General features: G+C 35.8%; 7 protein-coding genes, 1 tRNA gene and 3 pseudogenes. 8 read left to right on the forward strand and 3 right to left on the reverse strand.

Annotated elements, in window-relative coordinates; genetic code table 11:
* Positions 1–228: 228 nt before the first annotated feature.
* The 3 genes from ACZZ95_RS26340 to ACZZ95_RS26350 all read right to left on the reverse strand — a co-directional run bounded on the left by ACZZ95_RS26340 (position 229) and on the right by ACZZ95_RS26350 (position 4,732).
* On the reverse strand, positions 229–1,650 hold the full coding sequence (locus tag ACZZ95_RS26340) for an RtcB family protein (protein WP_463471357.1): 1,422 nt from the start codon (positions 1,648–1,650) through the stop codon (positions 229–231).
* Positions 1,651–2,129: 479 nt separating this feature from the next.
* Complete coding sequence (locus ACZZ95_RS26345) at positions 2,130–4,370, reverse strand: hypothetical protein (RefSeq protein WP_463471358.1); 2,241 nt, start codon at positions 4,368–4,370, stop codon at positions 2,130–2,132.
* Positions 4,371–4,614: 244 nt separating this feature from the next.
* Positions 4,615–4,732: transfer RNA gene (locus ACZZ95_RS26350), tRNA-OTHER, on the reverse strand.
* Between the two features lie 583 nt (positions 4,733–5,315).
* Between ACZZ95_RS26350 and ACZZ95_RS26355 the strand changes: the two genes are divergently transcribed.
* The 8 genes and pseudogenes from ACZZ95_RS26355 to ACZZ95_RS26390 all read left to right on the forward strand — a co-directional run bounded on the left by ACZZ95_RS26355 (position 5,316) and on the right by ACZZ95_RS26390 (position 14,107).
* Positions 5,316–5,705, forward strand: a complete 390-nt coding sequence (locus ACZZ95_RS26355; protein WP_463471359.1) for an HD domain-containing protein — start codon at positions 5,316–5,318, stop codon at positions 5,703–5,705.
* Between the two features lie 37 nt (positions 5,706–5,742).
* On the forward strand, positions 5,743–5,973 hold the full coding sequence (locus ACZZ95_RS26360) for an HD domain-containing protein (RefSeq protein WP_463471360.1): 231 nt from the start codon (positions 5,743–5,745) through the stop codon (positions 5,971–5,973).
* A gap of 163 nt (positions 5,974–6,136) precedes the next feature.
* Positions 6,137–7,174 (forward strand): helix-turn-helix transcriptional regulator, encoded by a 1,038-nt coding sequence (locus ACZZ95_RS26365; RefSeq protein ID WP_463471361.1) that lies wholly within the window; start codon positions 6,137–6,139, stop codon positions 7,172–7,174.
* A 220-nt stretch (positions 7,175–7,394) separates the two neighbouring features.
* Entirely contained in the window at positions 7,395–7,880 is a 486-nt protein-coding gene (locus tag ACZZ95_RS26370) for a MarR family winged helix-turn-helix transcriptional regulator (RefSeq protein WP_095951775.1), read from the forward strand.
* A 52-nt stretch (positions 7,881–7,932) separates the two neighbouring features.
* Positions 7,933–10,325, forward strand: a pseudogene (locus tag ACZZ95_RS26375) (3-hydroxyacyl-CoA dehydrogenase/enoyl-CoA hydratase family protein).
* A 177-nt stretch (positions 10,326–10,502) separates the two neighbouring features.
* Positions 10,503–11,685 (forward strand): annotated as a pseudogene (locus ACZZ95_RS26380) (acetyl-CoA C-acyltransferase).
* Positions 11,686–11,887: 202 nt separating this feature from the next.
* Positions 11,888–12,238: a four helix bundle protein gene (locus tag ACZZ95_RS26385; protein ID WP_463471362.1), complete on the forward strand. Its 351-nt coding sequence runs from the start codon at positions 11,888–11,890 to the stop codon at positions 12,236–12,238.
* 64 nt (positions 12,239–12,302) lie between these two features.
* A pseudogene (locus tag ACZZ95_RS26390) lies at positions 12,303–14,107 on the forward strand (acyl-CoA dehydrogenase family protein).
* Positions 14,108–14,245 lie beyond the last annotated feature (138 nt).

Below are 14,245 nucleotides of genomic sequence, written 5' to 3' on the forward strand. Positions count from 1 at the left end.
ATAAATAATCTGCGAGCATCTGCTTAAATCTTTTTTAAATCTGCGTGAAAAAATCTTTAACCGCAAAGTTTGTCATCCTGAGGAACGAAGGATCACATCCAATATTCCTCAAAGAGAATTGACAATCTTTGTAGAGTTTCTTGTGTGATCCTTCGTTCCTCAGGATGACATAAAATGAGGCAAAACCTTTGTGCCTTTGCCTCTCTGCACCTTTGAACCTCAAAAAAACTAATCCTCTCGGCTCCCGTCATCTGCCATTCTCACTAATTTCGGGGTAAACTTCGCTACAACATCAACCAAATCCTGTTGTGCTTCCATCACCTGATTGATATCTTTATACGCCATTGGTGCTTCGTCCAATCCTGCTCCGATAAGTGTCACACCGTGATGCTGTAAAATCGATTTCATCTCGTTTTTAGTGATGCTTTTTATGGCTTTCGTTCGGCTCATTTGCCTTCCTGCTCCATGTGAAGCCGAATTAATGGCGTTCTCCTCGCCTTTTCCTCTCACTAAAAATCCTGGTGCTGTCATACTTCCCGGAATGATTCCCATCACGCCTTTTCCAGCTGGAGTTGCGCCTTTTCTATGCACGATTACTTCTTCGCCGTTCCAGATTTCTTTCCATGCAAAATTATGGTGGTTTTCGACTTTGGCTAAAATTGTCGCACCCAGAGCGCGCTCCATTTTGTTATGGATAATTTCGTGACAAGCCGAAGCGTAATCGCCAGCCAAATTCATCGCCATCCAATATTCCTGACCCAATTGTGAGTTCATATCCAAATAGGCTAAATTTTTAGCGACTTCCGGAAGTTTACAAACGTCTTTGGCCATTTTAGTATAATGTCCGGCAATTGTGGCGCCCATTCCGCGTGAACCAGAATGTGTTAACAAAGCGACGTATTTCCCTTTTGGGATATTCAAAACGGCATCGTCTTTGGCAAATTCCATGATTCCGAATTCCACAAAATGATTTCCTCCACCAGAAGAACCTAATTGCGACCATGCTTTATCTTTTAAATTTTTCACAAACGAATTCATATTAAATGTATCATTCTCCAAAACCGCATGATCTGATTTGTACTGACCGTGAAATCCGTGACCTGCTCCAAAAATAGAATTGGCAATTAACTCTTTTTTGAATTTAGCTTCATTTTCAAAGTAAAAATCTTCTGGAATATCGTAAACCGACAACGCCATTCTACATCCAATATCAACTCCAACGCCATACGGAATAATGGCATTTTTTGTGGCAAGAACTCCGCCAATTGGTAATCCGTAACCTTGGTGGGCATCTGGCATTAAAGCTCCAGCAACGGTAATGGGCAATTTCATGGCTACTTCCATTTGTTTTCTGGCTCCGTCTTCGATATGATCTAATCCGTAAGCCGAATACGCATTTGGATTTTCGTTTAAGGCAATGAAATCTTCTGGTTTTTCATTTGATTTTTCAATTAAAGCAACAGCCAGTTTGCTGAAGATTTTATCGTCTATATAATTCTCCGGAGTTTCTAAGACGTTTTTGAAATTTACGATCATTTCGTCTCTTGTAAATCCGTTTCTTTTGCTGTTTATTTTTAAGGCAATCCCGATTATTTTTCCTTCAGGAAATCCTAATTCTAATATATCTGTACCGTTTATTTGTGTTTTCATTGTTTCTTTTTTAAAGTTGCAGAGGTTCATAGGTGCAAAGGTTTTACACTGTCTGCGCAGTTATTTTGCGTAGTTCTTCTATTTCTCGCAATCCCGATAGCTATCGGGAGCAGAGGCGAAAAGTTTTGTTTCTCGCAGATTTTGCAGATTAAACAGATTTTTTCTCATTTTATGTCATCCTGAGGAACGAAGGATCACACGCGGAACTCCGCAAAGAATGTCGACAATCGTTGTCGATAAACTTGTGTGATCCTTCGTTCCTCAGGATTGATAAAACACAACGTTTAATTATTACTTAATAAAATCTTTGCGGAGACGCACTGCAGTGCGCCTCTACAAAAAACCTTTGTCCCTTTGAACCTCTACCTCTTTGTGCCTAATTAAACCTAATTTACCAAACTTTGCGGAAACGCACAGCAGTGCGCCTCTACAAAAACCTTTGTCCCTCTGAACCTCTGCCTCTTTGTACCTAATTAAACCTAATCTACTAATAATTGTGTCACAACCGAGGGATTCATTGCCCATTGTGCTGTATAAACCTCATCGGCAATTTCGTTTTCGGTTATTGTTAAACCTTGGGCTTCCGCTTTAAGCTGTAACAAACTACCAATATTCAATTTGCTGTTTAGTTTTGATAACAACGCCTGAACGCCTTTGAAATCCAAACCACCTACAACCTGACCCCCGAAAGTCATTTCTAACCAAACGATTTCTCTTTTGGCTACATCCAACACTCCAAAAACCAAACCTTTGGCAACATTCTGCGTTACACGAACCTGATGATCTACACACGACGGATCGTACGCTACACCAGTTTTTTCCGAAATTTTCATCGGGTATTTGCTGTTCATCCAGCCTACAACTAAATTTGGCGTAATACTTCCGTTGCTGTAGGCATTGCAGGTAAAAGTTACAAATTTTGCTTTGGCTTTCGCCAATTCGTCGATGTTGATGTTGATATATTCGGCAGTTCCAATTTTATTCGGAATACTTCTTATATCACCACTATGCTGACAACCAGTTGTAGTCAATCGGCTGAAAGAACAAATATCTGAACTGTTTTCGTAGGCAATATGACAGCTCAAATCCATATCTAGATGCTGAGCTGGCAAAGCCGCACCCCATTGCATAAACAATCGCACTTCGTTTCCTTCAATTGGGAAACGGGTTCCCATTAAAGCAACTGGCAAATCCTGAACTGTATCGCTTCGATCTCCTATAGAAACCGGAATGTTAAACAATTGCGGATCGATATAGATTGTTTTATTCGTGTTCGCAATTTTAGCAAATCGCTTTTTCATGGCCAAAATACACAATTCTTCGATTTGATTTTTCATCGCTTCCAACTGAAAATCTTCGTACAACTTCAATAAAGCGTTTGCTTCGATTCGTTTGTTTGTTCCTCCCAAAGGTTTCACACTTCTCTGCATGTTTTTATCAAAATAATTTTGAGCATACATGTTTAAAGTAAACACCAATCGAGCCGGAACTTTATCGATGATTTCTTCAAAATGTGCAATCGTTACTTCTGCTCCAAACCATAGCATGTTGGAGAATAACGAACGTGCAAATAATCCTGGACGTTGTTTTAATAAGGCAAAAGTTTTATCGGCATCAAATTTTAATCTTGATGTGTTTACTTTGCTTTGCCAAACGTCATACACTTGGTTGTAAAATACATCCAATAAAAAATTCAATTTCTCGAATCCTTTTCTTTTACTGTATTCTGCCAAACGCAATGCGCGGATAAAACGAACCCACATTCCGCGCTTTGGATTCATGATTTCGCACATGGTCTCAACATCCAGATTCATATTATTCAACCAATTTGCCACCATCAAACATTCTTTTCTTGAATATTTAAGTTTCAAATCTTTTGCAGATGCAATTCTCGCCTGCGCACTTGTATCCAAGGAATTATGAAAATGCTGGCCGTTTTTAGTCGCTCTTTTGACAATCGTTTTTGGTTCGATAATCTGCAACATTCCAGTATTTTTATACCATAAATATCTTAAGATATCAGTTGGTGTTTTTAAAAATTGAGATGCTTCGGCTTCTTTACCGTTTTCAATCAAAAGATCGATCACCAGCATTAAAGTTTCCTTCATTGCAACTTCTGTTTTTGGCAAAGGCAAATATTGCATTGCCGTTTTTAAACTATCTACCTGCGTAGCGTCTAAAGCGGTTTTTGACTGCAATAATGATATATAGAAATCATTTAAATCTTTTTCTGTCCACAATTCAAGCATTTTTAATTTGCTTCCTTGTCCTGTTTTTTCCAATTTTCCGAATTCAAAAGGAGTTCCGCAGAACGGACAGCCATTGTATCTTTCTAATGGGAAAGTATTATCCGGAATAATATGACCGCATTGTAAAGTTATTCCGTTTTTGGTTTTAAAAACATTTCCGAAATACGTCACGATATGATCTACAACAGATTCTCCCGTTGGGATATTCCATTCTTTCACCAAAGGCGTCCAGTTTTTATCTGTCCCTAAAACTTCTCTCAGTACTTCTAAAACTTCAACTTTATAATTTGGGTTTACATTGTTCAAAGCATGTAATAATGATTCGGAAACTGTAAATCCAAGTCTTGAAATATTGGCTAACAAAACTGAAGTTGTTCCTGATAAATTTTTGTTCTCATTCGCAATCATTTCTGATGGAATGAAAATGGCATTTTGACGTAAACTGATTTTTAATAATGCTGTTGTTTTCATTTTTTTAATTTTTAAAATTTAGATGATGGTGTTTCTGAGTTCTACCTAAAAGATTTTGGAAGTAAGAAACACTTGACCTGAAATTGGAGTGTAATGGATTAGCTGATTCAAATTGGTTTGTGGGTTTCCCCGAGAAGTAAGCTAATCTTGACCCTCGTTTTTTATTAATGATAATTTTAAAACTTGCCGGACTCGAACCGGAAATACCAATGTCTAGAAGTAAGTTTTAATTGACCATTAATAGTGAAGCAGATGGGATTCGAACCCACGACCCGGACATTATAAGTGTACGAAGTAAGTTTAGATTGACCTTTTAAGGATAATTTCAAAACTACCTGCTCTAACCGCTGAGCTACTGCTTCATTTAAATGAGATAAAAAGGTAATGGTGTAAGTGTGTACATTGGAAAGTGTTTTCGAAGTAACTCAAACTTGACCTGTTTTATTCTTTTTCTTATTTGTATGAACGTTTGTTTTTATTTCTGAACAAAGATTTTAAAACTAGTGCGCAGTTATTTTGCGTAGTAAAATTTTGTTCTGTTTTCTAAGAAATCTTGTTTTGTTTATTTCTTGAGCAAAGATTTTAAAAGTACTACGCAATTATTTTGCGCAGTAAAAAAAGAATTTTAAATTTGAGAGAAAATTATTTTTAAATAATATATAAGTCCCTGAGGAACGGCATATTACATTTTTGTTAGATTTAATATAGTCCCAGAGGGACGAAATATTTATAGTAATTTTCCAAAAGCATTTATAAAAACCCCAGCGGGGTGACATATTTTATAGATTAAAAATAAAATCTGAAGTATCGCTCCGCTGGAGCTTTTATCCTATCACGATAAATTGCTATAGATATTTCGCTCCGCTGGAGCTTTTTGATCTTAGGCTAATAATTAGCTATAAATATTACGCTCCGCCGGAGCTTTCATTAGATTAAAAAAAAAACATGGATTTAAAAAAAATGTATTCTGAATTACTTTTGAATATTGGCTTTTCAGCGAATGAAATTCAGAAAAACTGGATGAAATTAGAAAAGGCATATTCCAAAAAATCAAGGCATTACCATAATCTTACACATATAAAAGATATGATTGCGAGTTTTGAAACGTATCGCGATCAACTTCAAAACCCGAATGAAATCTTATTTTCTATTTTTTATCATGATTTTGTGTATTCGGCTTCTAAAAAAGATAACGAACTCAAAAGTGCCGAATATGCTATATCTATTTTTACCGATGTTAAACCAGACAGGTTTTTGACACCTGTCGGGTTTGCACAACCGAATAAAGAATTGGTTTTTGATGCGATTTGTGCGACGCAAGCAACATCAGTATAATAAAATTGAAGATATTAACCGGTTAATCGATTTTGATTTGAAAATCCTTGCTAAAGATTGGGATTCTTATAAAATCTACTTCGAACAGATTCGAAAAGAATATCGCATTTATCCTGATTTTCTATACAAACCTGGACGTGCAAAAGCATTAAAGCATTTTCTGGAAAACGAATTTATTTTTCAGACTGAGGAATTTAGAAAATTGTATGAGGAAAAAGCGAGATTTAATATTGAAAAAGAATTAAGCCTTTTAGAAAGCAAAAAATAATCTCGCAAAGTCGCAGTCCCGAGGCTTCGGGAGCAAAGTTTTTATACCATAGATTAAAGGATTAAAATGATTAAAAAAAATCTGCAAAATCTGCTTAAATCTGCAAAATCTGCGTGAAACAAATCCTTTGAGCCTTTGCGCCTTTGCAACAAAACATCAAACTATGTCACAAAACAAAAACGCCTTAATTCGGTACAAAACGATCGATAAATGTCTGCAAAATAAATACAGACAATGGACTCTAGAAGATTTAATCGAATGCTGTTCCGAAGCTTTATTTGAATATGAAGGCCGTGAAAACCCGATCAGTAAACGAACGATTCAGATGGATATTCAGTTGATGCGCAGTGAAAAACTGGGCTATAATGCGCCAATTGTGGTTTACGATAAAAAGTATTATAAATATGAAGATGAGGATTTTTCGATAACCGATATTCCACTGACGGAAACCGATATGAATGTTTTGACCGAAACAGTTTCGATGCTCAAGCAGTTTAAGGATTTCTCTTTGTTTAGCGATGTATCGGATATTTTACAGCGTTTGGAGGATAAAATCTACTCTGAAAAATCGCATACCAAACCCGTTATTTATTTGGATAAAAATGAGAAATTAAAAGGGCTTCATTATCTAGACGAAATTTATCAGGCAATTGTCAAGAAAGTGGTTTTGGTAATTACTTATAAATCATTCAAATCGAGAGAAGAAACAAAATTTCATTTTCATCCTTTTATATTAAAGGAATTTAATAACCGCTGGTTTTTAGTTGGAAAGAAAAAAACGTCACAGCCTATTACCAATTTGGCTTTGGACAGAATCATTTCAATTGATTATGATTTTAACCTTACTTATTTAGAAGAAGATTTTGACGCCGATACTTATTATAAGGATGTAATTGGAGTAACGGTTAATTCTGGATTAAAAGCAAGACAAATTGAACTTTGGGTCGATGCTTCGAATGCGCCTTATGTGCTCACCAAACCATTGCACACTTCTCAGCGATTAATTAAAGAAAATGAAGACGGAAGTATTATCGTGCATTTGTTTGTGATCCCAAATTATGAAATGGAAAGACTACTATTAGGTTTTGGAAGCTGTCTTGAAATTTTAAAACCCGAAGGTCTACGAAATCGTATGAAAAAGCTGCCGCAAGATGCCATTTCGCGCTACAATACTGAAGATAAAAATGAATTAAATGCATAATTTTTTACATATAATGAGATAAAACACAATTATAAAATCAGATCTTAACTTTTCATATCGCATTTTTGTTAAAATATCAGAAAAGAATAGTATATTTCAAATAAAATAAAACCATAAAACCCTGTAAACCAAAGATTTTTTTAACTAACCAAAAAATTAATAAAAAATTATATGCATGCATAGTATTTTTTAATTATATTTGAAATCGATATAGTTACCTATGAAAGATAAAACAATAGATTATATTTTGAGAGCAACCTGGCAGGCTGTTTCAAGAATGTATAATGAAGAGGCCGCAAAATACGATGCTACAATGGCAACGGGATTTGCTCTTTTAAGTATGGATAAGGAAGAAGGAACTCCATCGACCGCTTTGGGCCCGAGAATGGGCATGGAAGCAACCAGCTTAACGAGAACATTAAAATCGATGGAAGAAAAAGGTTTAATTGTTCGCAAAAAAAACCCAACAGACGGCCGAGGTGTCTTAATCTACCTAACCGATTTTGGAAAAGAAAAAAGAGATTTATCTAAAAATACAGTTCTGAAGTTTAATGAGAGCGTTAGAAAACATGTTTCAGACGAAAAACTAAAACATTTTATCGAAGTTTCTGAAATCATAAACGAATTAATTCAGGATAAAAATATATTCAATCACACGAGCGCCAGCGAACTGGCGAATCAAACAGAAAACAGAGAAAATGAATAATCTTTTTTAAAAGAGAAATTCAAATTCTACCCAAAAAACAAATTTTACAAATATGAAACGCACAATTAAAAAAGTTGCTGTAATTGGATCCGGAATTATGGGTTCAGGTATAGCTTGTCATTTTGCTAATATTGGTGTTGAAGTTTTACTTCTTGACATCGTACCTCGTGAACTGACAGAAGCTGAAGCTAAAAAAGGATTAACACTTGAAAGTAAAGCCGTTCGCAACCGTGTGGTAAACGAACATTTGGCGAATTCATTAAAATCGAAACCCTCTCCTATTTACAGTCAAAAATTTGCAAGCCGAATTACGACTGGAAATACGACTGATGATATGGCAAAAATTGCCAATGTTGACTGGATTATCGAAGTTGTTGTAGAACGTTTGGACATTAAGAAATTAGTATTCGAGCAGATCGAGAAATTCCGTAAACCGGGAACTTTGGTTACTTCTAACACTTCTGGTATTCCAATTCATTTTATGAGCGAAGGAAGAAGCGAAGATTTTCAACAGCACTTCTGCGGAACTCACTTTTTTAACCCTGCGCGTTACTTAAAATTATTTGAAATTATTCCTGGTCCAAAAACTTCAACTGAAGTATTGGATTTCTTAAACGAATACGGTTCTAAATTCTTAGGAAAAACTTCGGTTGTTGCTAAAGATACTCCGGCGTTTATTGGAAACAGAATTGGTATTTACGGGATTCAGAGTTTATTCCACTTGGTTAAAGAAATGGGATTAACAATTGAAGAAGTGGATAAATTGACTGGTCCGGTTATTGGTCGTCCAAAATCGGCTACTTTCCGCACCGTTGACGTTGTTGGTTTAGATACTTTGGTACACGTTGCCAACGGTATTTATGAAAACTGCCCGACAGATGAGCAACACGAATTGTTTAAACTTCCTGATTTCATCACAAAAATGATGGAAAATAATTGGTTAGGAAGTAAAACAGGACAAGGTTTTTATAAAAAAGTAGATAAAGATATTCTTTCTTTAGACTTAGATACATTAGAATACCGCTGTTGCTAAAAAAGCAAATTTTGCTACACTTGAACTAACAAAAACTATTGATAAACCAATCAATCGTTTTAAAGTTTTGGTAAATGGAACAGACAAAGCGGGTGAATTCTACCGTAAGAGTTTCGCTGGAATGTTTGCTTATGTTTCAAACAGAATCCCTGAAATCTCAGATGAATTATACAAAATTGATGATGCCATGAAAGCTGGTTTTGGATGGGAAAATGGTCCATTCGAAATTTGGGATGCAATTGGTGTTGCCAAAGGAATTGAAATTATGAAAGCAGAAGGTCTTGAACCAGCCGCATGGGTTAACGAAATGTTAGCTTCTGGAAGCGAAAGTTTCTACTCTATAAAAGAAGGAGCGACCTATTTCTATAACATTCCAACAAAATCTCAAGTAAAAGTTCCTGGACAAGATTCATTTATTATTCTGAACAACATTCGCGAAAGCAAAAAAGTTTGGAGCAATAGTGGTGCAATTATCCAAGATTTAGGAGATGGAATTTTGAACTTAGAATTCCAATCTAAAATGAATACAATTGGTGGCGATGTTCTTCAGGCTATCAATAAAGCAATCGACTTATCTGAAAAAGAATATCAAGGTTTAGTTATTGGTAACCAGGCGGCGAATTTCTCTGTTGGGGCTAATATCGGAATGATTTTCATGATGGCTGTTGAACAGGAATATGACGAATTGAACATGGCAATTAAATTGTTCCAAGATACAATGATGCGCGTTCGTTACTCTTCTATTCCAGTTGTGGTTGCGCCTCACGGAATGACTTTTGGTGGTGGATGTGAAATGAGCTTACATGCTGATAAAGTGGTAGTCATTGCGAGAAACTTACATGGGATTAGTTGAATTTGGAGTTGGTGTACTTCCTGGTGGTGGTGGCTCTAAAGAAATGGCTTTGCGAGCTTCAGATTTATTCCGCAAAAATGATGTGGAATTAAACGTTCTTCAAGAATATTTCTTGACAATCGCTATGGCAAAAGTTTCGACTTCTGGTTATGAAGCTTTTGATACCGGACTTTTGCGGCATGGAAAAGACGTTATCGTAGTAAACAAAGACCGTCAGATTGCTGAAGCTAAGAAACATGCTTTGCTAATGGCGGAAGCGGGTTATACACAGCCTATCAGAAGAACTGATGTTAAGGTTTTAGGAAAACAAGCGCTTGGAATGTTCTTAGTTGGAACAGATCAAATGGAAGCTGGAAAATACATTTCTGAGCACGATAAAAAAATCGCTAACAAACTGGCTTACGTAATGGCTGGTGGTGATTTATCTGAAGCAACTTTAGTATCAGAACAATATTTATTAGATATCGAACGTGAAGCTTTCTTGAGTTTATGTACTGAGAGAAAGACTTTGGAGAGAATTCAATATATGTTAACTAAAGGAAAACCATTAAGAAACTAGAAAATAGAACAAAGAGAATAGAATATAGATTTCAGACTTAGTAAAAGTCTATTTTCTATACTCTATTTTCTATACTCTTAAAAAATAGAATAAAGAGAAAAGAATATAGATTTTGAGACAAAGTAATAGTCTATTTTCTATGATCTATTTTCTATAATCTTAAAAAAACAAAAACAAATGAAAACAGCATATATAGTAAAAGCATATAGAACCGCAGTTGGAAAAGCACCAAAAGGGGTTTTTAGATTTAAAAGACCTGACGAATTAGCAGAGAGAAACGATTCAGTTTATGATGGATGAACTGCCTGATTTCGACAAAAAACGTATCGATGACGTTATGGTAGGAAATGCAATGCCGGAAGCAGAACAAGGTTTAAATGTTGGACGTTTGATCTCTTTAATGGGATTAAAAGTTGAAGATGTTCCTGGGGTTACGGTTAACCGTTATTGCGCTTCTGGATTAGAAACTATCGGAATGGCAACTGCTAAAATCCAATCAGGAATGGCAGATTGTATTATCGCTGGTGGTGCAGAAAGTATGAGTTTTATTCCGATGGGAGGTTACAAACCAACTCCGGATTATAAAGTTGTCGCTGCAGGTCACGAAGATTACTACTGGGGAATGGGTTTAACTGCTGAAGCGGTTGCTAACCAATACAAAATCTCTAGAGAAGATCAGGATGAGTTTGCTTACAACTCTCATATGAAAGCTTTGAAAGCTCAGGCAGAAGGAAAATTCGACAAACAAATCGTTCCGATTACTGTGGATCAGACTTTCATCAATGAAAATGGAAAAAAAGAAACTAAATCATATGTTGTAAAACAAGACGAAGGTCCAAGAGCTGGAACTTCTATCGTCGCCTTATCTGGATTAAAACCAGTTTTTGTCGCTGACGGAAGCGTAACTGCTGGTAACTCTTCTCAAATGAGTGACGGTCTTGCTTTCGTTTTAATTATGAGCGAAGAAATGGTAAAAGAATTAAATCTTGAACCAATTGCAAGACTTGTAAACTTTGCTTCTTCTGGCGTTGAACCAAGAATCATGGGTATCGGTCCAGTAAAAGCAATCCCGAAAGCGTTAAAACAAGCTGGTTTAGAATTAAAAGATATTGACTTGGTGGAATTAAACGAGGCATTTGCTTCTCAGTCTTTGGCTGTAATTCGTGAGTTAGGTTTAAATCCGGATATCGTAAACGTAAACGGTGGAGCAATCGCTTTAGGGCATCCTCTAGGTTGTACAGGTGCTAAACTTTCTGTTCAGTTATTTGATGAAATGAAACGCAGAGGCAGTAAATACGGAATTGTTTCTATGTGTGTGGGGACTGGACAAGGAAGTGCGGGGATTTACGAGGTTCTTTAAAAAAGATAATAGAGAATAGAATATAGAAAATAGAACATAGAATATAGAACATAGAATATAGAATATAGAATATAGAATATAGAGAATAGATTTTTTTTGAGAAGAAAGAGATAAGACTTTTTGAAATTACAAAATGTCTCAAGAATAATAAATAGTAATAATCTTACTTTTTATTTTAATTCTTTAACTTGGCTCAAAAAACATGAGACATAATTATAAGAACTTGAAGATTTGGAAACTTGGAATTTCAATTGCTAATGATATTTCAGATTTATTGTTAGACTTTCCGAAACATGAAAGATATGATCTTAGTTCTCAAATAAGCCGATGTTCTGTTTCAATGCCTAGTAATATTGCTGAAGGTTCTTCTCGAACTGATAAATCTTTCAGTCATTTTTTAGACATTTCTCTAGGTTCTTCATTTGAACTCATTACACAATTATTGATTGCAACGCATAGAAAATATATAAACGAAACACAATTTAACAAATTAGAAATTAAAATAGAAGAATTTCAAAGAATGACAATGGGCTTCCAAAACGGACTAAAGTAAAGTAAGCTCAGTCTAAAATCTATTCTCTATATTCTATTTTCTTTTCTCTTAAAAAAAAATAAAAATGGCAGATACAATCGAAAAAAACGTGACTCGTGGTGGTCAGTTTTTAGTTAAAGAAACAAAGTGCGAAGACATCTTTACACCAGAAGATTTCTCGGAAGAGCAGTTGATGATGCGTGACTCTGTGAAGGAGTTCGTTGACAAAGAGTTATGGGCGCATAAAGATCGTTTTGAGAAAAAAGATTACGCTTACACAGAATCATCTATGCGTAAAGCGGGTGAACTAGGACTTCTTGGAGTTGCGGTTCCTGAGGAATACGGCGGATTAGGAATGGGATTCGTATCTACAATGTTAGTTTGTGATTACATTTCTGGTGCAACTGGATCTTTCTCAACTGCTTTTGGTGCGCATACAGGTATTGGAACTATGCCAATTACACTTTATGGAACTGAGGAACAAAAGAAAAAATACGTTCCAAAATTGGCTTCTGGAGAATGGTTTGGAGCTTATTGCTTAACGGAACCAGGCGCTGGATCTGACGCTAACTCAGGAAAAACTAAAGCAGTTTTATCTGAAGATGGAAAATACTACTCCATTACAGGACAAAAAATGTGGATTTCGAATGCAGGTTTTTGCGGCGTTTTCATCGTTTTTGCTCGTATTGGAGATGATAAAAATATTACAGGTTTCATCGTAGAGAATGATCCGTCAAACGGAATTTCTATGAATGAAGAAGAGCATAAATTAGGAATCCGTGCTTCTTCTACGCGTCAGGTTTTCTTTAACGAAACAAAAGTTCCGGTTGAAAACATGTTGTCTGAAAGAGGAAACGGTTTCAAAATCGCAATGAATGCTTTAAACGTAGGCCGTATTAAATTGGTCACGCTTGTTTAGATGCTCAAAGAAGAGTAACAACGGGAGCAGTAAAATATGCTAACGAACGAATCCAGTTCAATACTGCAATTTCATCTTTTGGAGCTATTCGCTCTAAATTGGCTGAAATGGCAACCAGCGCTTACGCGGGAGAAAGTGCTTCTTACCGTGTTGCAAAAGACATCGAAGATAGAATTGCGGCTCGTGAAGCTGAAGGAACTTCTCACCAAGAAGCTGAACTAAAAGGTGTTGAAGAATACGCAATCGAATGTTCTATCTTGAAAGTAGCAGTTTCTGAAGATATTCAAAACTGTTCTGACGAAGGAATTCAGATTTTTGGAGGAATGGGATTCTCTGAAGATACTCCGATGGAAAGTGCTTGGAGAGATGCTCGTATTGCTAGAATCTACGAAGGAACAAACGAGATCAACAGAATGCTTTCTGTAGGTATGTTGATCAAAAAAGCGATGAAAGGCCACGTTGATTTATTAGGTCCTGCAATGAAAGTTCAGGAAGAATTAATGGGAATTCCATCTTTTGATACTCCAGATTTCTCTGAATTGTTTGCAGAAGAAAAAGGAATCGTTGCTAACTTGAAAAAAGTGTTCTTAATGGTTGCCGGAAGCGCTGTTCAAAAATATGGTGCTGATTTAGATGCTCACCAACAATTATTAATGGCCGCATCTGATATCTTAATCGAAATCTACATGGCTGAAAGTACTATTTTAAGAACTGAAAAATTAGCCAAAAATAAAGGTGAAGACAAAGTTCAAGAGCAGATTGCTATGGCAAGATTATACTTGTATAAAGCTGTAGATATCGTAAACTTAAAAGGAAAAGAAGGAATTGCTTCTTTTGCTGAAGGTGATGAGCAACGTATGATGTTAATGGGATTAAAACGTTTTACAAAATACACTAATCTGCCAAATGTTGTAGCTCTTAGAGAAAAAATTGCAGAAAAATTAGTTGCAGAAAATTTATACTGCTTCTAATATAAAATAGTTTTTAGCTTTTAATTTGTTTAAACCCGCGCAAGTCCGAAACTGTGCGGGTTTATTTTTTTCTTATGCTACATGCAATCCGCAATATTTTTGCAACGATTTGCAAAATTTTCGTTAAAATTACTTTTT

The sequence above is a fragment of the Flavobacterium sp. AC267 genome, assembly GCF_979258715.1.

Coding starts and splice junctions, on each gene's coding strand:
- ACZZ95_RS26340 (WP_463471357.1), bottom strand. CDS start 1,650: ATGAAAACACAAATAAACGGTACAGATATATTAGAATTAGGATTTCCT.
- ACZZ95_RS26345 (WP_463471358.1), bottom strand. CDS start 4,370: ATGAAAACAACAGCATTATTAAAAATCAGTTTACGTCAAAATGCCATT.
- ACZZ95_RS26355 (WP_463471359.1), top strand. CDS start 5,316: ATGGATTTAAAAAAAATGTATTCTGAATTACTTTTGAATATTGGCTTT.
- ACZZ95_RS26365 (WP_463471361.1), top strand. CDS start 6,137: ATGTCACAAAACAAAAACGCCTTAATTCGGTACAAAACGATCGATAAA.
- ACZZ95_RS26370 (WP_095951775.1), top strand. CDS start 7,395: ATGAAAGATAAAACAATAGATTATATTTTGAGAGCAACCTGGCAGGCT.
- ACZZ95_RS26385 (WP_463471362.1), top strand. CDS start 11,888: ATGAGACATAATTATAAGAACTTGAAGATTTGGAAACTTGGAATTTCA.